Source organism: Nonomuraea sp. NPDC004702, assembly GCF_053601695.1.
This window is the reverse complement of record NZ_JBSGCE010000006.1, coordinates 103,000-126,970: the sequence shown is the minus strand read 5'-3', so window position 1 is coordinate 126,970 and position 23,971 is coordinate 103,000. Positions and strand designations below refer to the sequence as shown.

At 72.7% G+C, this 23,971-nt stretch carries 26 protein-coding genes; 14 read left to right on the top strand and 12 right to left on the bottom strand.

Annotated elements, in window-relative coordinates:
- Positions 1–35: 35 nt before the first annotated feature.
- Positions 36–788, bottom strand: a complete 753-nt coding sequence (locus tag ACWEJ6_RS10595) for a DUF1707 SHOCT-like domain-containing protein (RefSeq protein WP_387664110.1) — start codon at positions 786–788, stop codon at positions 36–38.
- 145 nt (positions 789–933) lie between these two features.
- On the opposite strand from ACWEJ6_RS10595, the gene ACWEJ6_RS10590 reads away from it, so the two are divergent.
- Positions 934–2,280 carry an ankyrin repeat domain-containing protein gene (locus ACWEJ6_RS10590; protein ID WP_452422907.1) on the top strand — a complete coding sequence of 449 codons (1,347 nt, stop codon included), beginning with the start codon at positions 934–936 and terminating at the stop codon, positions 2,278–2,280.
- An 87-nt stretch (positions 2,281–2,367) separates the two neighbouring features.
- Here the strand turns inward: ACWEJ6_RS10590 and ACWEJ6_RS10585 are convergent, their stop codons facing one another.
- From ACWEJ6_RS10585 to ACWEJ6_RS10575, 3 genes are all read right to left on the bottom strand, one after another.
- A complete protein-coding gene (locus ACWEJ6_RS10585; protein WP_358284809.1) occupies positions 2,368–3,138 on the bottom strand; it encodes a SigB/SigF/SigG family RNA polymerase sigma factor in 771 nt (256 codons plus the stop codon).
- Positions 3,139–3,311: 173 nt separating this feature from the next.
- Complete coding sequence (locus ACWEJ6_RS10580; protein WP_452422905.1) at positions 3,312–4,202, bottom strand: maleylpyruvate isomerase family mycothiol-dependent enzyme; 891 nt, start codon at positions 4,200–4,202, stop codon at positions 3,312–3,314.
- Positions 4,202–4,753 carry a sigma-70 family RNA polymerase sigma factor gene (locus ACWEJ6_RS10575; protein WP_358284805.1) on the bottom strand — a complete coding sequence of 184 codons (552 nt, stop codon included), beginning with the start codon at positions 4,751–4,753 and terminating at the stop codon, positions 4,202–4,204. The genes ACWEJ6_RS10580 and ACWEJ6_RS10575 overlap by 1 nt, the downstream gene beginning before the upstream one ends.
- A 158-nt stretch (positions 4,754–4,911) precedes the next feature.
- Between ACWEJ6_RS10575 and ACWEJ6_RS10570 the strand changes: the two genes are divergently transcribed.
- Positions 4,912–5,337 (top strand): OsmC family protein, encoded by a 426-nt coding sequence (locus ACWEJ6_RS10570; protein WP_352363790.1) that lies wholly within the window; start codon positions 4,912–4,914, stop codon positions 5,335–5,337.
- A 33-nt stretch (positions 5,338–5,370) separates the two neighbouring features.
- Positions 5,371–7,500, top strand: a complete 2,130-nt coding sequence (gene glgX / locus ACWEJ6_RS10565) for a glycogen debranching protein GlgX (RefSeq protein ID WP_352363788.1) — start codon at positions 5,371–5,373, stop codon at positions 7,498–7,500.
- A gap of 28 nt (positions 7,501–7,528) precedes the next feature.
- Here the strand turns inward: glgX and ACWEJ6_RS10560 are convergent, their stop codons facing one another.
- A complete protein-coding gene (locus ACWEJ6_RS10560) occupies positions 7,529–7,930 on the bottom strand; it encodes a hypothetical protein (RefSeq protein WP_358284798.1) in 402 nt (133 codons plus the stop codon).
- A 132-nt stretch (positions 7,931–8,062) separates the two neighbouring features.
- Here ACWEJ6_RS10560 and ACWEJ6_RS10555 point away from each other — a divergent pair, with 132 nt between their 5' ends.
- From ACWEJ6_RS10555 to ACWEJ6_RS10545, 3 genes are read left to right on the top strand one after another with little or no spacing between them, the layout of a single operon-like run.
- Entirely contained in the window at positions 8,063–8,785 is a 723-nt protein-coding gene (locus tag ACWEJ6_RS10555) for a pyrimidine reductase family protein (RefSeq protein WP_352325690.1), read from the top strand.
- A complete protein-coding gene (locus tag ACWEJ6_RS10550) occupies positions 8,782–9,918 on the top strand; it encodes an ATP-dependent DNA ligase (protein ID WP_364328449.1) in 1,137 nt (378 codons plus the stop codon). The genes ACWEJ6_RS10555 and ACWEJ6_RS10550 overlap by 4 nt, the downstream gene beginning before the upstream one ends.
- Positions 9,919–9,945: 27 nt before the next feature.
- A complete protein-coding gene (locus ACWEJ6_RS10545; protein ID WP_357964915.1) occupies positions 9,946–10,284 on the top strand; it encodes a hypothetical protein in 339 nt (112 codons plus the stop codon).
- 25 nt (positions 10,285–10,309) lie between these two features.
- Here the strand turns inward: ACWEJ6_RS10545 and pgeF are convergent, their stop codons facing one another.
- Both pgeF and ACWEJ6_RS10535 read right to left on the bottom strand, forming a co-directional pair.
- Complete coding sequence (pgeF, locus tag ACWEJ6_RS10540) at positions 10,310–11,017, bottom strand: peptidoglycan editing factor PgeF (protein ID WP_452422901.1); 708 nt, start codon at positions 11,015–11,017, stop codon at positions 10,310–10,312.
- Positions 11,018–11,026: 9 nt separating this feature from the next.
- Positions 11,027–11,686, bottom strand: coding sequence for an N-acetyltransferase family protein (locus ACWEJ6_RS10535; RefSeq protein WP_452422899.1), 660 nt, complete (start codon positions 11,684–11,686; stop codon positions 11,027–11,029).
- 57 nt (positions 11,687–11,743) lie between these two features.
- On the opposite strand from ACWEJ6_RS10535, the gene ACWEJ6_RS10530 reads away from it, so the two are divergent.
- Positions 11,744–13,189, top strand: coding sequence for an aldehyde dehydrogenase family protein (locus ACWEJ6_RS10530; protein WP_387664089.1), 1,446 nt, complete (start codon positions 11,744–11,746; stop codon positions 13,187–13,189).
- A gap of 17 nt (positions 13,190–13,206) precedes the next feature.
- The gene (locus ACWEJ6_RS10525; protein WP_452422897.1) at positions 13,207–14,094 is read left to right on the top strand and encodes a tetratricopeptide repeat protein; all 888 of its coding nucleotides are present in this window, start codon (positions 13,207–13,209) and stop codon (positions 14,092–14,094) included.
- Between the two features lie 115 nt (positions 14,095–14,209).
- On the opposite strand, the gene ACWEJ6_RS10520 is transcribed toward ACWEJ6_RS10525, so the two are convergent.
- Both ACWEJ6_RS10520 and ACWEJ6_RS10515 read right to left on the bottom strand, forming a co-directional pair.
- A complete protein-coding gene (locus ACWEJ6_RS10520) occupies positions 14,210–14,611 on the bottom strand; it encodes an RNHCP domain-containing protein (RefSeq protein ID WP_352365635.1) in 402 nt (133 codons plus the stop codon).
- A 1-nt stretch (position 14,612) separates the two neighbouring features.
- Positions 14,613–14,981 (bottom strand): RNHCP domain-containing protein, encoded by a 369-nt coding sequence (locus ACWEJ6_RS10515; RefSeq protein ID WP_452422895.1) that lies wholly within the window; start codon positions 14,979–14,981, stop codon positions 14,613–14,615.
- 318 nt (positions 14,982–15,299) lie between these two features.
- Between ACWEJ6_RS10515 and ACWEJ6_RS10510 the strand changes: the two genes are divergently transcribed.
- A complete protein-coding gene (locus ACWEJ6_RS10510) occupies positions 15,300–17,399 on the top strand; it encodes an acyl-CoA dehydrogenase (protein ID WP_452422893.1) in 2,100 nt (699 codons plus the stop codon).
- Here ACWEJ6_RS10510 and ACWEJ6_RS10505 read toward each other — a convergent pair.
- Positions 17,359–17,895 (bottom strand): YceI family protein, encoded by a 537-nt coding sequence (locus ACWEJ6_RS10505; RefSeq protein WP_452422891.1) that lies wholly within the window; start codon positions 17,893–17,895, stop codon positions 17,359–17,361. The genes ACWEJ6_RS10510 and ACWEJ6_RS10505 overlap by 41 nt on opposite strands.
- Before the next feature lie 148 nt (positions 17,896–18,043).
- Between ACWEJ6_RS10505 and ACWEJ6_RS10500 the strand changes: the two genes are divergently transcribed.
- From ACWEJ6_RS10500 to ACWEJ6_RS10485, 4 genes are all read left to right on the top strand, one after another.
- Positions 18,044–19,219: a sensor histidine kinase gene (locus tag ACWEJ6_RS10500; protein ID WP_452422889.1), complete on the top strand. Its 1,176-nt coding sequence runs from the start codon at positions 18,044–18,046 to the stop codon at positions 19,217–19,219.
- Positions 19,216–19,863, top strand: a complete 648-nt coding sequence (locus tag ACWEJ6_RS10495) for a response regulator transcription factor (protein WP_452422887.1) — start codon at positions 19,216–19,218, stop codon at positions 19,861–19,863. The genes ACWEJ6_RS10500 and ACWEJ6_RS10495 overlap by 4 nt, the downstream gene beginning before the upstream one ends.
- An 82-nt stretch (positions 19,864–19,945) precedes the next feature.
- Positions 19,946–20,140, top strand: a complete 195-nt coding sequence (locus ACWEJ6_RS10490) for a hypothetical protein (RefSeq protein ID WP_352325673.1) — start codon at positions 19,946–19,948, stop codon at positions 20,138–20,140.
- Between the two features lie 5 nt (positions 20,141–20,145).
- Entirely contained in the window at positions 20,146–20,958 is an 813-nt protein-coding gene (locus ACWEJ6_RS10485; protein WP_358284774.1) for an MBL fold metallo-hydrolase, read from the top strand.
- 438 nt (positions 20,959–21,396) lie between these two features.
- Here ACWEJ6_RS10485 and ACWEJ6_RS10480 read toward each other — a convergent pair whose 3' ends face one another.
- Complete coding sequence (locus tag ACWEJ6_RS10480) at positions 21,397–21,969, bottom strand: hypothetical protein (protein ID WP_452422885.1); 573 nt, start codon at positions 21,967–21,969, stop codon at positions 21,397–21,399.
- Between the two features lie 324 nt (positions 21,970–22,293).
- Here ACWEJ6_RS10480 and ACWEJ6_RS10475 point away from each other — a divergent pair, with 324 nt between their 5' ends.
- Entirely contained in the window at positions 22,294–22,593 is a 300-nt protein-coding gene (locus ACWEJ6_RS10475) for a hypothetical protein (RefSeq protein ID WP_358284770.1), read from the top strand.
- 111 nt (positions 22,594–22,704) lie between these two features.
- Here ACWEJ6_RS10475 and ligD read toward each other — a convergent pair whose 3' ends face one another.
- Positions 22,705–23,715 carry a non-homologous end-joining DNA ligase gene (gene ligD, locus ACWEJ6_RS10470; RefSeq protein WP_364328479.1) on the bottom strand — a complete coding sequence of 337 codons (1,011 nt, stop codon included), beginning with the start codon at positions 23,713–23,715 and terminating at the stop codon, positions 22,705–22,707.
- Between the last annotated feature and the right edge of the window lie 256 nt (positions 23,716–23,971).

The window sequence follows — 23,971 nt, the reverse complement described above, 5'->3', positions numbered from 1 at the left end:
ACTACGCCGAAGACCCCCGCCCGCGTTGCACGGCCTCAGTAACCCCTGTAGTCGCGGCGGCGGTCGCGGCGCTCGCGCTCCAGGGCGCGGTGCTCGTCGCGGATCTGCCGGCCGACCTCGCGGGCGTCGTCGCGCATCTGGCGGCCGACCTCGCGCCAGTCGTCGCCGTGCAGCGCCCGCCAGTGCTCGCGCCAGGCGGCCAGGCCGCGCTTGACCGGCTGGGCGCGGGAGTCGCCGAGCACCTTGACGTCGCCCATCACGGCGTAGGCGCGCACCCGGATCACCGGCACGTTCATGCCGGGGGCCGCCTCCAGCACGTCGACCTTCTTGTCGCCCATCACGGCGACGCCGTCGAGGTCGACGTTCACGCCGTCGGGCACGATGATCTTGACGTCGCCCATCACGGACACCGCCGTGACGTCGACCACGTCCGTGCGCACCTCGGCCTCGCGCAGGTCGAGCAGCACGTCGCCCATGACGGCGACCGCGCCGAGCTCCTGGTCGATGCGCCAGGTGCCGCGCCGCTTGGTGTCGCCCATGATGCCGACGAACCAGCGCCGCTTGCCGCCCTCGCGGGCCGGGGCGGGCGTGGGCGCGGGCCCCCCGCCCACGGGCAGGTCCTGGGTGAGCAGGGCGAGCTCGGCGTGCGTGGTCGCGGTGTAGGCGGCCTCGGTACGGTCGGTCAGCTCGGCGAGCGTGAGCCGGCCCTCGACCGAGGCGACACGGAGCTGTTCCACGACGGCCTCGCGCTCGGCGTCCGACGCGCGCACCTCACCCGGATCTGTCATAGACGCAACATATCGCGTCTTGGGCCGGTTGGGGCTCCTCCCCTGGGAGGAACATCCGTACACCCTTGGATGGGTTCCGGGGCCTCCAGACCGACCCTCAGCGTGCTCCGGCGACCGAGGGCTGCGAAGACGCTAGGGTCCTGTCATGCATGAGGAACAGCTCTATCGCGCGGCGTTGAACGGCGAGACCGAGACCGTGGGCAAGCTGCTCACCGGCGGCGCCGACCCCAACAAGGCCAGCGAGGGCGAGGAGGCCGGGCTGCCGCTCTGCGCGGCCGCCGCCTGGGACCGCGTCGAGGTCGCCGAGGCGCTGCTGGCGGCCGGGGCCGACGTCAACGGCCGCGAGGCCGGCGGCTGGACGGCGCTGCTCTGGGCCGCCGCCAACGGCCATGCCGCGACCGCGGGCGTGCTGATCGAGGCCGGGGCCGAGGTCGACGCGGCCAACGACGACGGCGACACGCCGCTCACGCTGGCGGCCAGGCGCGGGGCGCTGGGCGTGGTCCAGACGCTGCTGGAGGCGGGCGCCGACCACGAGAAGTTCGACGGCGACGGCGACAGCCCGCTCGACATCGCGGCCGACTGGGTGGGCGTGCACCTGGAGTCCGCGCTGCTCGACCAGATCGCCCAGGAGGGCTGGGAGTACGTCGTCGGCCGCCAGTACGCCAAGGACGGCACCGAGCTGGTCACCGTGGCCGGCCGCTCCCCCGACGGCTCGCAGACCGAGCAGGTGCAGGCCCAGCGGGGCCACGCCGCCGTGGCGACCGTCCTGGAGGACGCGGCGGGCGTCCACACGCCGGTCGACCAGCTCGTCGCTAGGGCCGTCGCCCACCGCGACGTCGACGAGGACGCCGAGACCTGGTGGATCGTGGCCGACTCGCTCGGCCGGCGGGCCGACGACGAGACCTACGAGGCCCTGTCCCGGCTGTGCGTGAGCGAGGACGCGCGCGAGCGGGAGTTCGGGGTCGACGCGATCGCCCAGTTCGGGTTCGCCGACGGCGAGAAGCCCTACCTCGACCGCACGCTGGCGCTGCTGCAGAAGATGGTGACCACCGAGGGCAACCCGCAGGTGCTGCGCTCGGTGCTGGCCGCGCTGGGCCACCAGGGCGACCCGCGGGCGCTGCCCGCCGTGCTCGACATCATCGGCCGGCCGGGTCACAAGCGCACGATGACGGACGCCATCGCGCTGGCCGACGTCCTGCCCGCCGACCACGAGGAGGGCCTGTCGCTGCTCATCGAGATGTCCCGGGACGAGGAGGCCGAGATCCGCGACTGGGCCACGGCCGGGCTGGCCGGGCTGTCGGCGGACACGCCCCGCATCCGGGAGGCGCTGGCCGACCGGCTGGCCGACGCCGACCTGCGCACGGTGGCCGAGGCGGCGCGGGGGCTCGCGGCGCGCGGCGACGAGCGGGCCGAGCGGGGCGTCAGGCGGGTGCTGGAGGAGAGCGACGACGACTACGCCCGAGACCTCGTCACGGGGATCGGCGGGGAGTGACCCTGTCGCCCCCGGCGGCCGCCCGCTGGGCGGGGCCGCCGGGGGCCTGGGTTCTGGCCCTGGAGCAGGGGCCGCCCGCCCACCCGGTCAGTCCGACAGGGCGGTGCGGAGCTGGTTCAGCACGGCGCGCAGGATGCGGGAGACGTGCATCTGCGAGATGCCGAACTCGGCGGCGATCTCCGACTGGGTCATGTTGCCGTAGAAGCGCATCAGCAGGATGTTGCGCTCCCGCGACGGCAGGGCGTCGATGAGCGGCTTGACGGAGTACTTGCCGAGCAGCGTGTCCAGCGACTCGTCCTGCGAGGGCAGGAAGTCGCCGAGGTCGGCGCCGTCGTTGTCGCCGCCGACGGGGGCGTCCAGCGACAGGGCGCTGTAGGCGGTGGAGGCGTCCAGGGTGAGCAGGACGTCCTCCTCGGTGATGTTCATGTGCGCGGCGAGCTCGGAGACGGTGGGCGAGTGGCCGAGCGTCTGGGTGAGGTCGGCCGTGGCCTTGTTGAGCTCCAGCCGGCGCTCCTGGTAGACGCGCGGCACCTTGACGGCCCAGGTGCGGTCGCGGAAGTGCCGCTTGACCTCGCCGACCATCGTGATCATGGCGTAGCCGCGGAACTCGTGGCCGAGCTCGGGGTCGAAGCCGTTGATGGCCTTCATCAGGCCGACGTACGCGGCCTGGCGCAGGTCCTCCATCGGCTCGCGCTGGTGGCGGTAGCGACGGGTGACCTCGGTGACGAGGGAGTCGTACATGGTGACGACGCGCTCACGGATGCGGGCCTTGTGCTCGTCCGAGGCTTCCGGCCTGTTCATCTCAGCCAGAAGCTGTTCGGCGGTCATTTCGTCGAGTGCGATATCCAGGACGGCCATCTGAGTAGCTCCATATGCCCGAAGGCGGCCCCGTCCATGGAAAAAGCCCAGGCAGAGGCACGCCACGTTTCTACGTGAGTGAAGCCCTCTGCTGGACTTCGGATCAAAGGATTCCCTATGGATCCCGATTTATCACCCTATATTAGGTCACAGATCGATCACAGCTTACCAGCTCACGGTCCCGAGAGGGCGGGAGCCGAGGTCAGGACGTCGCGGGCCAGCGCGAGGTCGCCCCTCAGCTCGGCGGGGAAGGCGTCCGGCTCGCCCCTGCCGCCCAGCAGGAAGCAGAACGCGACCACGTCCGCGGTCAGGTGGGCGTCCGGCGTGCCCGGGGCGGTGTCGGCGACGCCGAGCGGGATGCGCCAGTCGCCGCCGCCCGCGCCGGTGAGGGTGAGGCGCAGGGTGCGGCCGGAGCCGTCCAGGCCGGACAGGAGCATCGTCCAGGGCAGCAGGCGGGCGCACAGGTCGGCCGTGGGGCGGATGTGCTCGGGCACCGGGTCGGGCAGGCGCACCCCGGCCGCCGTGGCGGCGTCGGCGGCGTGCACCCACGTCTCCAGGCTCCTGGCCAGGACGTGGTCGCGCACGACCGTCTCCATGCCGTCCACCGTGGCCGGGGTGGCCGGGTCGAGGCCGCCCAGGTGGCGGCAGAGGGCGTCCGCCTGGGCCCGCCAGTCGCGCCTGGTCTGCTCGGGGCTGCGGGCCCGCTCGTACGCCTGCACGTCGGCCGTGCGGCCGGCCGCGTCCCGGGCGGCCAGCGGCGGGCCGAGCACGGGCGCGCCGACGGAGGCGGCCAGCAGGCCGTCCTTGGCGGCCAGGTGGGCCACGAGCTCCTGGAGCGTCCAGCCCTCGACGATGACGCGCGCCCAGTCGTCGTCCGCGGCCGAGGCCAGCAGCGCGTCCATGGCGGCGACGCGACCGGCGTACGGCAGCGCCCAGCCGGCGGTCGGCGCCGCGGGTCGGCGGCGGGCCCTGGCCCCGGCCAGGAGCTGCGGGCGCAGGGAACGGACCGGCACCGCCGGGTCCTCCATCAACGTGTCCAGATACAGGCGCTCGACAGGATCCATCACGCTTCTTCCTCCGCCAGCGCGTCGGCCAGGCGCCGCAGCGCCAGCCGGATGCGCGACTTGGCCGTGCCCTCGGGCACGCCCAGCTCCTCACTGACCTGCCGGTACGTCCGGCCGCCGAAGTAGGCCAGCTCCACCGGCCGGCGCAGCCCCTCGGGCAACGACGTCACCGCCTGCCGCACGCGCTCGGCCTCCTCGGCGGCCAGCACGGCCTCCTCCAGCCTGGCGGGCTCGCGCTCGAACAGCCTCGGTCCGAGCGCGGAGACCCGGCGGCGCTCCTCGGCGCGCACGTGGTCGACCGCGCGGCGGTGGGCGATCGTGGCCAGCCAGGCGCGCAGCGGGCCGCGTCCGGGGTCGTAGGCCAGCGGGCGCTCCCAGAACACCAGGAACACCTCCTGCGTGATGTCCTCGGCGATCACGCGGTCCCTGGTGACCCGTAAGGAGAGCCCGAAGATCAGTGCGGACAGCCGATCGTAGACCTCCCCCAGCGCCGACTCGTCGCCGCCGACCACCCGCTGGTGCAGCAGGCGGTCGTCGTACGGTGCCTCCACTGGCACCACACTCCCGTGGTCCGGACCAAGGCGGGCGGGCGCGCCGCGACCCGAGCATGTCACCATTCGCCGGAAATGTTGAGGCGAACGCCCCCCGCCACCCGCTCCGCGGCCCCGCGATAGTGTCGAACGGACGACGACCGGAGGGATCACCCGCCATGGCCACCACCCGCACCGCCACCACGCAATGGAAGGGCGCCCTGCTCGACGGCTCGGGCACCGTCTCGCTCGACAGCTCGGGCGTGGGCACGTTCGAGGTCTCCTGGCCCTCCAGGGCCGAGGCTCCCGGCGGCCGCACCTCCCCCGAGGAGCTCATCGCCGCCGCCCACTCCTCCTGCTTCTCCATGGCCCTGTCGCACGCCCTGGCCGGCGCCGGCACGCCGCCGGAGTCGCTGCGCACGAGCGCGGACGTGACGTTCCAGCCGGGCGAGGGCATCACGGGCATCGTGCTCACCGTGCAGGGGCACGTTCCGGGCATCTCGGCCGAGCAGTTCCAGGAGGCCGCCGCGACCGCCAAGGCGAACTGCCCGGTCAGCAAGGCGTTGGCGGGCACCACGATCACCCTGAAAGCCGAACTCCTCTAACAGGAACGCATTCGCGTGCGACAATTGGGTCACATGCGCGAGGTCTGGCCGGGCGAACCCTATCCACTCGGCGGCACCTGGGACGGCGTCGGCACCAGCTTTGCCGTGTTCTCCGAGGTCGCCGAGCGGGTCGAGCTGTGCCTTTTTCACGACGACGACAGCGAGGAGCGGGTGCCGCTCCCGGAGGTCGACGGCTTCGTCTGGCACGGCTACCTGCCGGGGATCCAGCCGGGCCAGCGGTACGGCTACCGCGTCCACGGGCCGTACGAGCCGTCGCAGGGGCGTCGCTGCGATCCCTCCAAGCTGCTGCTCGACCCCTACGCCAAGGCCATCGACGGCGAGCTGACCTGGAACGAGGCGCTGTTCCCCTACTACTTCACCGATCCGTCGGTGCGCAACAGGGAGGACAGCGCCCCGTACATGCCGAAGAACGTGGTGATCAACCCGTTCTTCGAGTGGGGCAACGACCGGCCGCCACGCATCCCGTACCACGAGACGGTGATCTACGAGGCGCACGTGCGGGGGCTGACCATGCGCCACCCGGGCGTGCCCCAGGACCTGCGCGGCACGTACGCCGGGGTCGGGCATCCGGCGATCATCGAGCACCTGCTGTCCATCGGGGTGACGGCGGTCGAGCTCATGCCGGTGCACCACTACGTGCCCGAGCACTTCCTGGTGGCCCGGGGGCTGACCAACTACTGGGGCTACAACACGATGGCCTACCTGGCCCCCCACGGCCGCTACTCCGGCTCCGGCACCCGCGGCCAGCAGGTGCTGGAGTTCAAGGCGATGGTGCGGGCGCTGCACGAGGCGGGCATCGAGGTCATCCTCGACGTGGTCTACAACCACACCGCCGAGGGCGACCACATGGGCCCCACGCTGGGCTTCCGGGGCATCGACAACGTCAACTACTACCGCCTGCACGACGGCGACCGGCGTTACTACCTCGACTACACCGGGTGCGGCAACTCGCTCAACGTGCGCTCGCCGCACGCGCTGCAGCTCATCATGGACTCGCTGCGCTACTGGGTGCTGGAGATGCACGTCGACGGCTTCCGCTTCGACCTGGCCTCGGCCCTGGCCAGGGAGCTGCACGACGTCGACCGGCTGAGCGCGTTCTTCGACCTCATCCAGCAGGACCCGGTGATCTCGCAGGTGAAGCTGATCGCCGAGCCCTGGGACGTCGGGCCGGGCGGCTACCAGGTCGGCAACTTCCCGCCGCTCTGGACGGAGTGGAACGGCAAGTACCGCGACATCGTGCGCGATTTCTGGAGGGGCACCAACTCCGCGCTCCCCGAGTTCGCCTCCCGCCTGACCGGCTCGGCCGACCTGTACGAGTCCTCCGGCCGCCGCCCGGTGGCCTCGATCAACTTCGTCACCTGCCACGACGGCTTCACCCTGACCGACCTGGTCTCCTACGACCACAAGCACAACGAGGCCAACGCCGAGGAGAACCGCGACGGCACCAACGACAACCGGTCCTGGAACTGCGGCGCCGAGGGCCCGGTGGAGGACCCGCACATCGTCGCCCTCCGCCGCCGCCAGCGCCGCAACTTCCTGACCACGCTGTTCCTGTCGCAGGGTGTGCCGATGCTCTCCCACGGCGACGAGATCGGCCGCACCCAGCGGGGCAACAACAACGCCTACTGCCAGGACAACGAGCTGGCCTGGATCGACTGGTCGATGCTGCACGCCGAGTCCGACCTGCTGGAGTTCGTCAAGACGTTGTCGAAGCTGCGCCGCGAGCACCCGGTCTTCCAGCGCCGCCGCTTCTTCCACGGCCGCCACCCCGACAACGGCAAGCGCGACCTGGTCTGGCTGACCCCGGGCGGCAAGGAGATGACGGCCGGCGACTGGCACACCGGCTACGCCAAGTCGCTGATGGTCTACCTCAACGGCGAGGCCATCACCGAGCCCGGCCCGCGCGGCGAGCGGATCGTGGACGACTCCTTCCTCCTGCTCATCAACGCCCACCACGAGAACCTGTCGTTCACGCTGCCGGGGCCGGAGTTCGGGGCCGAGTGGCTGCCGGTGCTCGACACCTGTCACGACGTGGTGGAGGAGGCGTTCGGCGACGAGCGGTGGCGGGCGGGCGACCTGGTGGCGGTGACCGGCCGGTCCTTCCAGGTCCTGCGGCTGCCCAGGGAGCCGCAGACGCCCTAGCCGCCGGGCCGGTGTCGCCGCCGGGCCGTCAGAAGACGCGGGCGATGCCGGCCGTGACGAGGAGCAGCGCGAACGTGGTCACCCCGGCCACGCCGTGCAGGACCACGGCGAGCACCGGGAAGCCGGTGGCCCGGCGCTGGTGGCGTCCGCCGCCGAGCCAGCGGGTGAACATCGTGAAGCCCAGCAGCGCGGCCACGGTGAGCCCGCAGAGGGCGAGCCAGGCCAGCGGGGCGCGGCCGGTCAGCAGGTAGGCCACCCAGCAGGCCAGCGACGCGGCCGCGAGCGCCGGATGGGACAGCAGCAGCGTCACCGGGAAGCGGGTGACCTTGGCCTCCTGGCGGCGCAGGCCGCCGGCCGAGAGCCAGCGGTAGAGCAGGTAGATCCCGATCAGTGCGGCGATCGTCCATGTGACGGCGGTGAGCAGGCCCATGTCCCCTCCCGGCGAGGCTCTGCCGCCACCGTATGCAGTCTCCGGGCCTTTCGTCCTTCAGTTACTCAGAAGTGCTGTCAGCCGCAAAACCCCCGGGGACGGTTTGTCGGTGGGGTGTGCCAAGGTAGAGGAGTGCGGCGCATCTATCCCGACTTTCAAGACAATCCGGACATCCCCGAGGCGTACGCCTACCCCGAGGGGCGGCCCTGGCTGCGACTCAACATGGTCTCCAGCGCCGACGGCGCGGCGTGGCTGCAGGGGCGCTCGGGCGGGCTGTCGAGCAGGGGCGACAAGCGCATCTTCGCCGTCCTGCGCGGGTTGTCCGACGTGATCGTCGCGGGGGCGGCGACCGTGCGCACCGAGGGCTACGGCCCGGTCAAGCCGCGCGCCTCCTGGTCGTCGATCCGGGCCGGGCGTCCCGACGTGCCGCCGATCGCGGTGATCACCCGCAGCCTCGACCTCGACCTCGACGGCGAGCTGTTCACCGACGCGACCAACCCGACGATCGTGATCACCTGCGAGTCCGCGCCCGCCGAGCGCCGCAAGCTGGCCGGCCGGCGGTCCGACCTGATCATCGCCGGCGACGACGGCGTCGACATGCGGCTGGCCGTGCGCGAGCTGCACGAGCGCGGCCTGACCCGCGTCCTGTGCGAGGGCGGCCCGCGCATCAACGCGCAGCTGTCCGCCGACGACCTCATCGACGAGTTGTGCCTGTCGGTGAGTCCCATGCTGGTCGCGGGCGGCGCGGCCCGCATACTGAACGGCGTGGCCGCGCAGGTCCCGCTTGACCTCCGCCAGGTCCTGGAAGAGGAGGGGGTCCTCTTCTGCAGATACACGAGGGAGCAGAGCCCATGACCGAGCAGCCCGTCGAAGAGCCGGAGCCGGTGCCCAACCTCCCGGTCCGGCCGCCCGTGCCGCCGATGCTGGCCAAGCCGGTCAAGGCCATGCCCAAGCAGGACGGCACCCTGTTCTACGAGCCCAAGTGGGACGGCTTCCGCTGCATCGTGTTCAGGGACGGCGACGAGGTCTACCTCGGCAGCCGCAACGAGCGTCCGTTCACCCGCTACTTCCCCGAGCTGGTCGAGGCGGTCAAGGCCGAGCTGCCCGGCAAGGTGGTGATCGACGGCGAGATCGTGCTGCCCCGGGGGGCGCAGCTCGACTTCGACGCCCTCCAGCAGCGCATCCATCCGGCCGCCTCGCGGGTCAAGCTGCTCTCGGAGCAGACGCCGGCCCAGTTCATCGCCTTCGACCTGCTGGCCGTGGGCGACGAGTCGCTGATGGAGGAGCCGTTCGCCGAGCGGCGGCGGCGGCTGGAGGAGCTGTTCCCGCACCAGGGCGGGTCCGTCCGGCTGACGCCGGTCACCACCGCCGACGAGCAGGCGCGCGAATGGTTCGACGCCTTCGAGGGGGCGGGCCTCGACGGCATCATCGTCAAGCCGGGCGACCAGCCGTACGTGCCCGACAAGCGCACGATGTTCAAGGTCAAGCACGAGCGCACGGCCGACGTGGTGATCTGCGGCTACCGCGAGCACAAGACCGGGCCCATCGTCGGCTCCCTGCTGCTCGGCCTCTACGGCGACGACGGCCGGCTGCATCACGTGGGCGTGGCGGCCTCGTTCCCCATGGCGCGCCGGGCCGAGCTGGTGGAGGAGCTCAAGCCGTACCTGGCGGAGCTGAGCGAGCACCCGTGGGGCCACTGGGCCGAGCAGGCCACGGCCAACGCCGGGCAGCCGGCGGCGGGGCCCGCGACCGGCGGGCAGCGGGTGCCGGGCGCGGTGTCGCGGTGGAACGCCAAGAAGGACCTGTCGTTCATCCCGCTCCGGCCCGAGCTGGTGATCGAGGTGGCCTACGACCAGATGGAGGGCGACCGGTTCCGGCACACGGCGCACTTCCGGCGGTGGCGGCCCGACCGCACGCCCGAGTCGTGCACGTACGAGCAGCTGGAACGGCCGGTCAGCTACGACCTCGACGACATCCTCGCCCGTTAGGGGGCAAAGCGGTCTAGTCTCTCCCTTATGACCACCGGTGATGAGCTCAAGGCGGCCGTGTCCGCGCGGCGCGACCTCGGCCCCGACTTCGAGGACGCCCTGGTGGAGTCGTTCCTCGACAAGGTGGGCCAGGAGGTCGACCGGCGGGTCGACGAGCGCCTGGCCGGCACGGCCCCGCGCGCCAAGGCGCCCGCCAGGGGGTCCGACGGCCAGCGGCTGGCGCTGGCGATCGTCTCGCTCTCGCTGGGCACGCTTTCCACGGTCGCGCTCGCCTTCGCGGGGGGCGGGCGGGCGATGGCGCTGATCCCGATCTGGGTCGGGATCATCATCGTGAACGTCGTCTTCAACGGCTCCCGCGAGAAGTAACCCCCTCCGGGGGCGGGCTTCCGGGTCAGGTCAGCCAGATGAGGCCGGCGAAGCGGCCGCCGGGCTGTTCGCGGCGGTGGGAGTAGAGCTCGGCGGACTCGATGGTGCAGCGCGCGTCGTGCCGCACGTCGGCGACGCCCGCCGCCCTGAGCTGGGACTCGATCCCGGCCCGCAGGTCGAGCGCCGGGGTCCCCCACGACGTCGTGGACCACGTCGGCGGCACCTTCGAGGCCACCTGCGCGCGCAGGTCCTCGGGCACCTCGTAGCAGCGGCCGCAGGCGCCGGGGCCGATCAGCGCGACCATCCGGCCCGGCCGGGCGCCCTTGGCCGCCATGGCCTCGACCAGGGCGGTGGCCACGCCCGCCTCCGTGCCGGGACGTCCGGAGTGGGCGGCGCCGACCATGCGCGCCTCGGGGTCGGCCAGCAGCACGGCCGGGCAGTCGGCGCCCAGCGAGGCCAGCGCCAGGCGCGGCTCGGTGGTGAACACGCCGTCGAGCGGCGGCGGGTCGTCGCCGAACGGCTCGCTCACGTAGGCGACGTCGGCGCTGTGGACCTGGCGCATGTAGACGACGGCGCGCACGCCCAGCTCGGCCGCCAGGCCCTCGCGGTTGGCCCGTACGGCCGCCGGGTCGTCGCCGACCATGCCGCCGAGGTTGCGTGAGCCGTACGGCGGGGCGCTGACCCCTCCGTGGCGGTCGGTGACGACGGCGTGCACTCCGGGGGCCAGCAGCATGCCCCGATCCTAGCCGGGCTGAGGCGAGAAGCCGGGGCCGCCCGGGGAATCGCCGGGCTGAGGCGAGGAGCCGGGCTGTGGCGAGGAGCCGGGCTGTGGGGAGGAGCCGGGGCCGCCCGGGGAGGAGCCGTGCAGGATGGTGCCGGGCGGGCGGCCGAGCTCCAGGTACATGTTCACCTCGTCGAAGCGCCATTCGCCCACCTCGACCACGTTCGGCAGCCGCCCCCACTCGCGGAACCCGAGGCTCTCGTACAGCGCGATCGCGCCGTGGTTGTTGCCGCGCGCCCGCAGCGTGAGCGTCTCGATGCCGGCGGCGCGGGCGTCGTCCGCGAGGCCGGACACGACCACCCGGCCGAGCCCGAGCCCGCGTGCCTGCGGGTGGGCCATGACCTTGCCGATCTCGCCGGAGTGCCGGAAGACCGCCTCCTGGCCGCGCCGCCACAGGCCCATGGCCTGCACCGTGCCGTCGACCGTGGCGAGGGCGAGCCGCCCCTCGCCCTTCCTGGCCATCGCGAGCGTGGCCTCCACCCACGGGTCGGTCTCGTCCCTGGAGGGCGGCGCCAGGTAGCCGACCGCGCCGCCCAGCTCGACGACGGCGTGCAGCACGCGGTGGACGGCGGCGAACAGGGGCTCGTCGGCGGTTTCCGGCCAGGTCAGGTCGATTTTCACGGAAGACCATTATGCCCCGATCCATCCGGGGCTGGCCCGCTCGTGGCAAGCAAGCATATGCTTGGGCGCGTGCCTGACTACCGCAATCTCATCGGCGGCGAGCTGGTCCCCGCGGACCGGACGATGGACACCGTCAACCCCGCCACGGGCGAGGCGTGGGCCCGGATCCCGGCCAGTGGCGCGCGCGAGGCCGAGGCCGCCGTGGCGGCGGCGCGGGCGGCCTTCCCCGCCTGGTCGGCCATGCCCGCCCTGGGCCGGGCGCACTTCCTGCGCAAGGTGTCGGAGGTGTTCACCCGGCACGCCGAGGAACTGGCCCGGCTGGAGACCCGCGACAACGGCCGCATCCTGCGCGACACGCTCAAGAAGGACCTGCCGGGTATGGCGTACCTGTGGCAGCTGGCCGCCGGGCAGTGCCTGGAGGCGGTCAAGGGCGACACCGTCCTGCTCGGGCCCGACACGCTCGGGCTGACGCGGCGCGAGCCGTACGGGGTGGCGGTCTGCATCATCCCCTGGAACTCCCCCATTTCCACCTTCTCCGCCAAGGCGGCCTACGCCCTGGCCGCCGGGAACACGGTGATCGTCAAGCCCGCCGAGCAGGCCGGCGCGTCGGTGCTGCGGCTGGGCGAGCTGCTGGCCGAGGTGTTCCCGCCGGGCGTGCTGAACATCGTCAGCGGGCTCGGGGAGGAGGTCGGCGACGCGCTCGTCCGGCACCGGGACGTCGGCAAGATCAGCCTCACCGGCTCCACGGCCACCGGCCAGGCCATCACCCGGGCCTCGGCGGACGCGCTGAAGCCGCTGACGTTCGAGCTGGGCGGCAAGTCGCCCAACATCGTCTTCCCCGACGCCGACCTGGACGCCGCCGCGCAGGGCGTCACCGTGAACTCCGTCTACACCGGCAACGCCGGGCAGGTGTGCGTGGCCGGGTCGCGCATCCTCGTCCATCGGTCGATCTGGGACGACCTGCTCGGGCGGATCAGGCACATCTGCGCCGGGCTGGTCCTGGACGACCCCCTTGACCTGGCCACGACCATGGGCCCGATCGTGTCGGCCGGGCAGTTCGAGCGGGTGCGCTCGTACCTGGAGACGGCCGAGAAGGAGGGGGCCGAGCTGGTCTTCGGCGGGCGGTCGGGGGCCGAGGTGGTGCCCGGCCTGCCGGGCGGCTACTGGGTGGAGCCCACGCTCTACACGACCGAGGACAACGGCCTGCGCATCTGCCAGGAGGAGATCTTCGGGCCGGTGGCGGTGGCCATCCCGTTCGAGAGCGACGAGCAGGCGCTGGAGATCGCCAACGACTCGCCGTACGGGCTGGCGGCCGGGGTGTGGACGCGGGACCTCGGACGGGCGCACCGGTTCGTGCGGGATCTGCAGAGCGGCACCGTGTGGGTGAACACCTACCGCCAGATGCCTCCGGGCCTGCCGTTCGGCGGCGTGAAGGACAGCGGGTACGGCCACGATTCCGTCCTGGAGTACACCCGGGAAAAGGCGGCCATCATCCAGATTTAGTTAGATAGATTCCCTCCATGAGCGAGGGGATCAACGACCAGTCCGAGCTGACCGAGCTGTCCGAGGCAGCCGCCCAGTCGCGGGCGTCCGTGCTGCGCAGCCGAGCCGAATCGTACATCGCGCTGTCGCGGCACGAGGCCGCTATCGCCGATCTGACCGAGTCGATAACGCTGGTCCCGGACAACGCCCGGGCCTGGCGGCTGCGCGGCGAGAGCCATCGGGTCATCGAGCGGTACGAGGCCGCCCTGGCCGACTTCGACGAGTCGTTGAGACTGGAACCCGACAGCGCGTACGCGCTGGGCTCGCGCGGGCAGGCGTACGCGGCGCTCGGCCGGCTGGAGGAGGCGATGGACGACTTCGACCACGCGCTCACCCTCGCCCCCGAGTCCCTGTGGATCCTGGAGGCCAAGGCCGACGCCCTGGTGGACATGGACCGGCTGGACGAGGCCCTGGACGAGCACGCCAAGATCATCGCGTTGAACGAGGAGCTGGCGTACTCGTGGGTGGCGCGCGGTGACCTGTACCAGCGCATGCACCTCTACAGCGAGGCCATCGCCGACTACACCAGGGCCCTGGAGGCCGACCCCGACCACGTGCGGGCGCTCAGCCGGCGCGGCGAGGCGCTGCGCATGACCGACCGCTACCAGGAGGCGCTGGCCGACCTGAACCGAGCGGTCGAGCTCGACCCCGACAACGACCGCGCGTTCGGCAGCCGGGGCGCGGTGCTGAGCGAGATGGGCGACAACGAGGCCGCGCTGCGCGACCTGGACCGCGCCATCGAGCTGGATCCCGAGTACATCTGGGCCTACCGGGTGCGCGGCGAGATCTTCCAGGAGATGGAGCGGCACGAGGAGGCGGTGAGCGACTTCACGCTGGCCCTGCGCCTGGAGTTCGGCGACGACTAGGCCATCGCGACTAGGCCATCGCGACCAGGCCGACGCGACCAGGCCGACGCGAGCGGCGGGCCGCCCCGGAGGGCGGCCCGCCGTCGTCAAGGCACCTCTTTGACAGCGCCTTGCGTCAGAGCGCCAGCAGGGCGTTCACCGGCAGGCGGCTGTCGGACAGCGGCCGTACGGCGATGCGCAGCAGGGCCAGCGCGTTGTCGTCGCCGGCGATGCGGTTGGCGCTGAGCCCGCCGCACGCCTGGCAGTGGTGGATGATCAGCCACTCCCCGTCCGGCCTGACGGTGACGCTGAGCGCCGCCATCGGGCCCCGGCAGCCCGCCCGCCGGTCCCCCGGGATCCGGTGGTCGACGTGCAGGCTGGTCAGGCAGTGCGGGCAGTGGTTGCGGTGCGCCGTGCCGGGCGCGTCCATCGGTACGTCCAGCCGGCAGCCGACGCAGCGGAACGCGTCGCCGCGCTCGTCACGTCGCACGGCCTTGGGCTGTTGCGGCCTGGCCCGGCCAGGGTTCCTCCTGGGCATGTCACAGGTCGCCGAACGCTTCGAGCGGGAACGGCGGCTGCGCGAGCGGGCGTACGGCCATGCGCATGAGGATGAGCTGGTTGTCGTCCGCGCAGATCGGGTTGGACGTCAGCTCGCCGCAGCGCGAGCAGCGATGGATGATCATCCAGTCGCCGGTGCGGAGGACCGCGATGGAGATCGGGTTCATCCGCGACCGGCACTCCGACGGGCCGCCCTCCACCCGGTCGAGCACGTGCAACGAGTGCAGGCAGCTCGGGCAGTGGTTACGGCGGACGCCGCCGGGCGCGTACGCGGCGACGGTCAGGCCGCAGCGGACGCAGGCGAAGGTGTCGGTGCTGATGATGGAACGAGGTTTGCCGTTGGCAGACAACCTGGGTTCTCCTTGCCGGATTTGTCGTGAAAAGGCAGCAAGGGAGCGCCGAGCGGGCCTCACAGGCACGCTGGTGCCACAGGCGGTCCGGCCCATTGAGGCCAGGACTTCAGATACTCGTCCTCAGGCTCTGGAACACAGGGAGGCGAGCACACCCGCGGCACGAGAGAGGCGCGCTGGGCGCCGTGCCGGTCATCAACCCACCTCCACAAGTCGCACCGAACAGGACGGTTGCCAGGCTAACCACCCCCTCCGGTCGCGCGCCAACGGTTTTCCCGGGCCCTGGAGATCGACCGAATATCGTTCTAGTGTTCGTCCATGGGGATCGGGCTGACCGAGGAACACCGGGCGCTGGCGGACTCCGTGCGGGGGCTGGCGGGGCGTACCGTCGAGCACCGGGCGCTGGCCGGGCAGGGGCTGCTGGGGCTGCACCTGCCGGAGGAGCACGGCGGGCAGGGGTACGGGCTGGTCGAGTTGTGCGTGGCGCTGGAGGTGCTGGGCGAGCTTCGGGTGGCGGGGCCGTACCTGCCGGGTGTGCTGGCCTCGGCGGCGCTCGCCCGGTCCGGGCGGCCGCTCGCGCCCGGCCTGCTGCGCGGGCTGGCCGACGGGTCGCTGACGGCGGCCGTCGTGCTCGGGCCGCTCGCCCTCGGGGCGGCCGACGTGCTCGGGCCGCTCGCCCTCGGGTCGTCCGGGGCCGACCTGTTCCTCGTTCCGCACGGTGACGGGTGGGCGCTGCTCGACCGGGCCGGCGTGCGCGCCGAGCCCGCCGAGGGCGTCGACCTGGACCGGGATCTGTGCACGGTCACGGCCGTCGCGGGCCGCGACGTCCCGCCGGAGCGCCTGCTGGGGCCGGTGCCGGTGCGGGAGCTGGCCGCGGTGCTGCTGGGCGCCGACGCGTGCGGCACCGCCGCCTGGGCAGTCGGCACGGCCGCCGCCCACGCCAATGTACGCGAGCAGTTCGGCCGCCCGATCGGCCAGTTCCAGGGCGTCAAGCACCGGGTGGCGGCCGCCCTGGTCGCCTTGGAGCAGGCCCGCGCCGCCGTCTGGGACGCCGCCCGCGCCTTGGACACCCCACCTACGGACGCCCCGCCCACGGACGGGCCCGCCGGGCTCGGCGGGCTCGGTGACGACGTGCGGCTGGCCGTCGGGGTGGCGGCGGTGCTGGGGCCGGACGCGGCGGTGCGCTGTGCGGCCGACGCCATCCAGGTGCTCGGCGGCATCGGCTACACCTTCGAGCACGACGCCCACCGCCACTACCGCCGCGCCCTGTCCGGCCGCATGCTCGCCGGCGACCCGGGGCCGTGGGCCGAGCAGGTCGCCGAGCTGGCCCTGGCGGGCGCCCGCCGCGCGATGGAGCCCGACCTGCCCGAGGAGTCCGTCCCGCTCAGGGAGGCGATCAGGGCGGAGGCCGAGTCGTTGCGACGCGAGGAGCCGCTCACCCGGCTGGGCCGGTTCGCGCGGGAGGGCTGGATCATGCCCTACCTGCCCAGGCCGTGGGGCCGCGCGGCCACGCCGCTGGAACAGGTGATCATCCACCAGGAGTTCCGCGACCTCAAGCGTCCCAACCTGGGGATCGCCGCCTGGGCGGTCCCGTCCATCGTCACGTACGGCACCCCCGAGCAGCGGGACCGTTTCCTGCCCAGGACGTTCACCGGCGAGCTCGTGTGGTGCCAGCTGTTCAGCGAGCCGGGCGCCGGGTCCGACCTGGCCGGCCTGTCCACCAGGGCCACCCGCGTGGCGGGCGGCTGGTCGCTGACCGGCCAGAAGATCTGGACGTCCCTCGCCCAGTACGCCCACTGGGGCATCTGCCTGGCCCGCACCTCCCCCGGCAGGCCCAAGCACGAGGGGATCACGTACTTCCTGGTGGACATGTCCGCCCCCGGCGTCACGATCAGGCCGCTCAAGGAGATCAACGGGGACGAGATCTTCAACGAGGTCTTCCTCGACGACGTCTTCGTCCCGGACGACCTGGTGGTGGGCGAGGTGGACGGCGGCTGGCGGGTGGCCCGCGACACGCTCTCCCATGAGCGGGTCGCGCTCGGCGACTCCTGGGGGCCGGGCTCCCGGCACACCGACATGATCCGGCTGATCGGGACCCTGCCGCCGCTGCGGCAGTCGCAACGCGAGCAGGCGGGCCGCCTGTGGGCCGAGGGCCAGGCGATCTCGGCGCTCGGGCTGCGCGTGACGCTGTCCAGGCTGGCCGGGGCCGACCCGGGGCCCGCCTCCAGCGTGCGCAAGCTGCTCGGCATGCGGCACGCGCAGGCGGTCTCGGAGTTCTGCTGGTCGCTGGCGCCGTCCGACCGCCACTGGAACCGCATGATCCTGACCGCCCGGGCCTTCACCATCGGCGGCGGCACCACGGAGGTGCAGCTCAACATCATCGCCGAGCGCGCGCTGGGCCTTCCCCGCGATCCGTGACGCCCGCCCGCACGCACCTGACCTCGGCCGACATCGACAGGTGACGGGCGGCGAGCCCGGGCATGGCGGTCACCCCGAAGGCGGTCCGGTCCACGCGGGCGGCGACCACGACGGTGAAGCCGTTGGCGGTCACGTCGCAGCGCTCGACGGTGAGGGTGAGCGGGCGCTCGACGCCGGTGACGGTGAGCGTGCCGGTCAGCGTCCCGTCGCCGGTGGGCCCGCCGGTGAAGGTGATGAGGGGGTGGCGGACGGCGTCGAGGAAGCGGGACGAGCGCACGGTCTCGTCGCGCCGGTGGTTGCCGGTGTGGAAGCCGGCGGCGTCGATCTCCACGTGCACGCGGGAGTCGGCGAGCGGTTCGGCGACCTCCACGGTGCCGCCCCTGACGTCGAAGGTGCCGTGGGCGCGGGCGAGGCCGTACAGGTGCCGGGTGGTGAAGCGGATCGCGGAGTTCTCGGTGTCGATCTCGTAGCGGCCCAGCAGGGGGAGGTTCGTCATGGGTCCATTGCACGGCGGCGGGGTGGCCGTGCGGCAGGGCGAGCCGTCGGTCACCGGGGCGACGATCGGCGGGAGCGCATGCGACTTTCGTATGGTTTCCCGCTTACCCGATATTTACGGCATGTGGGGATGTCGTAGCGTTTGCGGCATGGGTGCAGGGGCGTGTCGCCGTTCCCGCGTGCTGGACGTGGCCATCGCGGGCGGATTCGCGCTGCTGGACACCGGCTCGACGCTGCTCGGCCTGTCGTGGTGGCCCGAGCGTCCCGGTCCGCTCGCCTGGGCGCTGCTGGCGGTCCAGGCGGCCGCGTGCCTGTCGCTGGTGGTCCGCCGCCGGGCGCCGCTGACGGTCCTGGGCGTGCTGGGGACGTACACGCTCGTGGTGACGTTGCTGATCTCGCCGGGCGGGGTGCTGGTCCCGGCCGGGCAGGGGAACGTGTGGGCGCCGTTCGCGACCATCGCGGCGGCGTACGGACCGCTCTACGACCGCAGGGACCGGCGGATCGCCGTCGCCGCGCTGGCCGCGTACACGATGGTGATCGCGCGGGTGTGGGACCCGTCGGCAGGCGTGCTGGTCGACGGGGTGCTGCGCACGGCCGTCGGCCCGCTGCTCGCGCTCTACCTCGACGGACGGCGGCGGGTGCTCAGGATGCTGGTCGAACGCGCCGAGCGCGCAGAACGCGAGCGGCACCTGCTGGCCGAGCAGGCCCGCGCCGAGGAGCGCGCCCGGCTGGCCGGCGAGATGCACGACGTCGTCACCCACCGGGTGAGCCTCATGGTGCTGCAGGCCGGCGCGCTGCGGGTCACCGCGGCCGACGAGCACACCCGGCAGACCGCCGAGGAACTGCGGGCCGCGGGCTGCCAGGTGCTCGACGAGCTGCGGGACCTGATCGGCGTCCTGCGCACCGCGCCGGAGCCGGAGGTGCCGCCGTCGGCGGCCGACTTCGCCGCGCTGGTCGCCGAGTCCGCCTCCGTGGGCACCCCGGCCGAGCTGGTCGAGGAGGGCGACCGGGCGCTGGCCTCGCCGGTGGTGGGGCGCACGGCGTACCGGATCGTGCGCGAGGCGCTGACCAACGTGCGCAAGCACGCGCCGGGCGCGCGGGTGCAGGTGCGGATCGAGTACGGCCAGGCGCGGGTACGGCTCACGGTGCGCAACACGCCGCCGACCGGCCTGCCCGGCGGCCCCCTGGCCGGCACCGGCTCCGGCCTCGGCATCGCCGACCTGCGGCGGCGGGTCGAAGTCGTGCACGGCACGCTGCGCGCCGGGCCGGCCCCCGACGGCGGGTTCACCGTCGAGGCCGTTCTCCCGGCGTACGTGGCGACATGATCAGGGTCGTGGTCGTGGACGACGAGCCGATGGTCTGCCGTTTCCTGCGCACCATCCTCGGCTCGGCGCCCGACATCGAGGTCGTGGACGAGGCCCACGACGGCGCCGCCGGCGTCGAGGCGGTCGTGCGCAGCCGTCCGGACGTCGTGCTGATGGACCTGCGCATGCCCCGCGTGGACGGGCTCACCGCGATCGAACGCCTGGCCGAGCTGCCCCGGCCGCCGGTCGTCGTGGTGCTGACGACGTTCGACGCCGACGAGTACGTCCTGCGCGCCCTGCGCGCGGGGGCCGCCGGTTTCCTGGTCAAGTCCACGCCGCCGGAGGACCTGATCGGGCTCGTCCGGGTGGCCGCCGAGGGGCACACCGTGCTGTCGCCGGTCGCCGCCCGCAGGCTGGTGGCGGCCTCGGCCGCCGCGGACCCGGCCCGCGCCCGCGCCCGCGAGCTGCTGGAGTCGCTGACCGGACGCGAGCGCGAGGTGCTGGCCTGCCTCGGCGAGGGGCTGTCGAACGCGCAGATCGCCGCCCGCCTCCACCTGGCCGAACCCACCGTCAAGGGGTACGTGTCGCGCCTGCTGGACAAGCTGGGCTGCCACAACCGCACCCAGGCGGGCCTCATCGCCCACGACGCGGGCCTGACCCGGTAGGCGCCGCGGGCGGCGGGTTTGGCGGCGGGTTTGGCGGCGGAGCAGCGAGGTAGGTGATAAGCCGCAAAGGGGGACAAAAGCCATGAGTAATCCGCAACAGCCCGAACTTCGCCGGTCGGGTAAGTCCGGCGCGAACTCGAAATCCACCGACGCCGTGCCGGAGTCCAAGAGCGGCGGCAAGCGGGCCGGTCGTCCGCACGGCAGCGACAAGGGACACAAGGGCGGCGGCAAGGGCGGCGGCGTGCCTCCGGGCCAGCACCCGCCGTATCCGGGGTGAGCGGGATGAAGGGCAGCCTGCAGTTCATCGGCAACGCGACCACGCTGATCCGCTACAACGGCTTCACGCTGCTGACGGATCCCAACTTCCTGCACCGCGGCCAGCGGGCGTACCTGGGCTACGGCCTGAGCTCGCGCCGGCTGAAGGACCCGGCCATCGACGTGTCGGACCTGCCGCCCATCGACGCGGTGGTGCTCTCGCACCTGCACGGGGACCACTGGGACCGGGTGACGGAGAAGGGCCTGGACAAGGGCACCCAGATCATCACCACCCGGCAGGCGGCGCGCACGCTGCGCCGCCGCGGCTTCGGCCGCAGCACGGGCCTGGAGGTGTGGGAGCAGCACGAGCTGAGCGGCCCGCAGGGCAGCGTGACCGTCACCGCCCTGCCCGCCAGGCACGCGCCCGGCCCCGCCGAGACGCTGCTGCCGCCGGTGATCGGGACGATGCTGGAGTTCCGCGGCCCCGAGGGCCTGGTGGAGCTGCGCCTGCACATCAGCGGCGACACCCTGCTCGACCGCCGCCTGGAGGCGATCCCGCGTCGCTTCCCGGAGGTCGACCTCGCGCTCGTGCACCTGGGCGGCACCCGCCTGCTCGGCACCCTGCTGGTCACCATGGACGGCGAGCAGGGCGCGACCTGGGTCGACCTGATCAACCCGCACACCGTGGTGCCGGTGCACTACGACGACTACGGCGTCTTCAGCTCACCGCTGGACGACTTCCGGCACCACATCGAGCAGGTGGGCCTGGCCGACCGGGTGGTCTACCTGGAACGCGGCGAGACCCGCGAACTGGCGCCGCACCACCTCGTGCGCCGCTGAGCGCTCGCTCCACACCCGTCCGGGCCCACACCCGCCCGGACGGGCACCCGCCCGAACCTGAACCCGTCCGAGAGACGCACCCCGTTGGAAGCGCGCACCCGTCCGGACCCGCACCCGCCCGGGCCCGCACCCCGTCCGAGGCGGGCACCCGTCCGAGGCGCGCATCCCGCCCGAGGCGCGCAGTCGTCCGGGCCCGCGCCCGGCCGGGGCCGTTTCGGGACGGGTGCTTCGGCGTTTCGCCGGGGATGAGGTTTCTTCTACTCGGATGAAGAATCCCCTACCGGGGGCGGAAGTTTACATATCCGATTTCTCCCCCAGTGGGAGGTACGGGAGTTACCTTCGATCTCGGCCGCACCTCCTGTGCCGCCGCACGGCCGGGCCGTCGGGTCCCGTCCCAGGCGCCGGGTCCGGCCGTGCGGCCCACAGCCGCCGCCCTGCTCAGGAGAGCTTGGCCAGCTTCTCCGACGTCCGCTTGAACGCCTTGCCGGTCCACCTGTAGGTCTGGCGGACGAGCAGGTCGGGGCAGCACCGGGGAGCCTTGTCGCTGACCACCTTGCCACTCAGGCGCGCCTCGCCGTTCTGGACGGCGACGGTCTGGGTCTTGAAGTACCGGTTCTTGCCGAGCGTGCCGATCAGCCGCGGGGCCGAACGCCGGGACGCGCCGTCGTAGACGAAGGCCAGCACCGGGTTGCCCGCCGTGGGGCTCGGGCAGGACGAGGTGACGACGGTGTCCGGACGCCCGTCCCGCGTGAGGTCGCCGACCGCGGCGACCCGAGCGCGGACGACGTACCACTTGTCCTTCGGCCCCGGCTTGGGGCAGTGCAGCGCCCGCTCCACGACGGGCGCCCAGTCGACGCCCTGGAACGGGTCGGTCGCCGCCGGGCCGGTCGCGGCGAAGGCGGCGCCCGTGGCGAGGATCGGCGCCAGTGAGGTCGACAGGGCGACGGTCGACGCCCAGACGCGGAGTCGGCGGGCCATCGGGCTGCTCTTGTGCGTGGCGCTTGAGTTCATGACCGTTTCGATGCGGGAAACGCCTGACTGGTTCGGCCCGAACCGCGTGACTTCCGGCGTCATGCCGTCCGGAGCATGTTGTCCGTCATGCCGTCCGGTGCGTTTCGTCAGGCGGAAGGGGTGCAGGGCTTTGTGGGGACTCGACCACATTTTCGGAAGCGTCGTCCCAGCGTTACGCGCGACACGCCCAGACCTGCGGCTCGCATCCTGTACCAGCTCACGATCGCCACCGCCGTTATCGATCTGAGATGTTCGCTTATGTCTCCACCTCGCCCCCTGCCCAGGCAGCCGCCTGGCCGAGGCCGGAACGGAAGGACACCTCACATGCGCCCAGCCACCCGAGCAGCCCTCACCACCCTCGCCGTCGCGTGCTGCACCTTCAGCTCGCTGCCGGCCTGGGCGGCGCCGGCCGGGAACGCGCCGTCGTGCGTGACCGTCTGGCAGAACACCGGGACCATCACCAAGACCGGCTACGCCCGCAACGACTGCGGCTACCGGCTGCGACTGAAGATCATCTGGGCGCGCGGGACGGACGGCGCCTGCCAGACCGTGGACCCCGGCGAGACCATCTACTCGCGCGTGCCGCGCGGCGTGCGCACCTTCGACGGAGCCGACACCTGCTGACCGGCTCCCGCGAAAAGGCCGGCCCCACGACGGGGCCGGCCTTTCGGGTTGCCGACACCGGAGGTCAGCCGTCGGTGACCGGGACTCCCGCCGCGCCCGGCACGTGAGTGATCACTTCTCCTCCGGCGCGTTCCTGGCCTTGCTGGGCTGGACGCGCTTGGGCTCTCCCGGCATCTTCGGGTAGTTGGGCGGGTAGGGCAGGTCGCCGCGGTCGTCGGCGGCGTACATCTCCAGCAGGGGCTCGATCGAGTACGCCCGGTCGTCGATGGCCGCGTGCACGTCGCCCAGCTTGGCGAAGCGGGCCGGGACGGTGCGGATGTCGAAGTCGCGCGGGTCGGCGTCGGCCAGCTCGTCCCAGGTCAGCGGGGTCGAGACGGGGGCGTGCGGCTGGGCCCGGACGGAGTAGGCACTGGCGACGGTGCGGTCTCTGGCGTTCTGGTTGAAGTCGATGAAGACGCGGTCGCCGCGCTCCTCCTTCCACCACGCGGTGGTCACCAGGTCGGGATCGCGGGCCTCGACCGCCCTGGCCAGCGCGATGCCGGCGTGACGCACCTGGACGAAGTCCCAGCGGGGCTCGATGCGCACCGCGATGTGCACCCCGCGGTTGCCCGAGGTCTTGACGAACCCCGCCATGCCCAGCTCGTCGAGCACCTCGCGGGTGCGCTCGGCGGCCCGGCGCGCGGCGTCGAACTCCAGGCCGGGCTGCGGGTCGAGGTCGATGCGCAGCTCGTCGGGGTGCTCGACGTCGGCGGCCCGCACCTGCCAGGGGTGGAAGTCGATGGTGCCCAGGTTGGCGCAGTAGGCGATCGCGGCGACCTCGGTGACCCGGAGCGAGTCGGCGGTGCGGCCGCTGGGGAAGGTGACCGTGACCGACTGCAGCCACTCGGGATGCCTGGGCGGCATGCGCTTCTGGTAGATGGCCTCGGTCTGGACGCCGTCGGGATGGCGCTTGATGTTGGTCGGCCGGTCTCTGAGCGCGCGCAGGGCCCCTTCGCCGACGCTCACGTAGTACTCGACCAGCTCCCGCTTTGTCGCCCCGATCTCCGGGAAGTAGACCTTGTCGGGATTGGTGACCTTGACGGTCCGCTCCCCCACCTTGAGCTCTATGAACGGCGATGCCATGCCACCGAACCTACTCCCCCGCGCCGACAGAACAGCCGACGACAGAGCCGACAACACGGCCGACAACGGGGCCGACGTGAGAGGTGGGCCCGTCCCGGAGCCGCGTCGGTGGCGGGACCGGGGCTCGACGGGACGGACCTAAGATCATCCATCGCCGTTCCGGGCGCTGGCGCGCCACCCGGCCGGCCATCTCGGGTCGCCAGCGGCGCCAGCACGGGCGTGGGCTGTGCCGCTACGGCGAGCCGCGGACGATCTC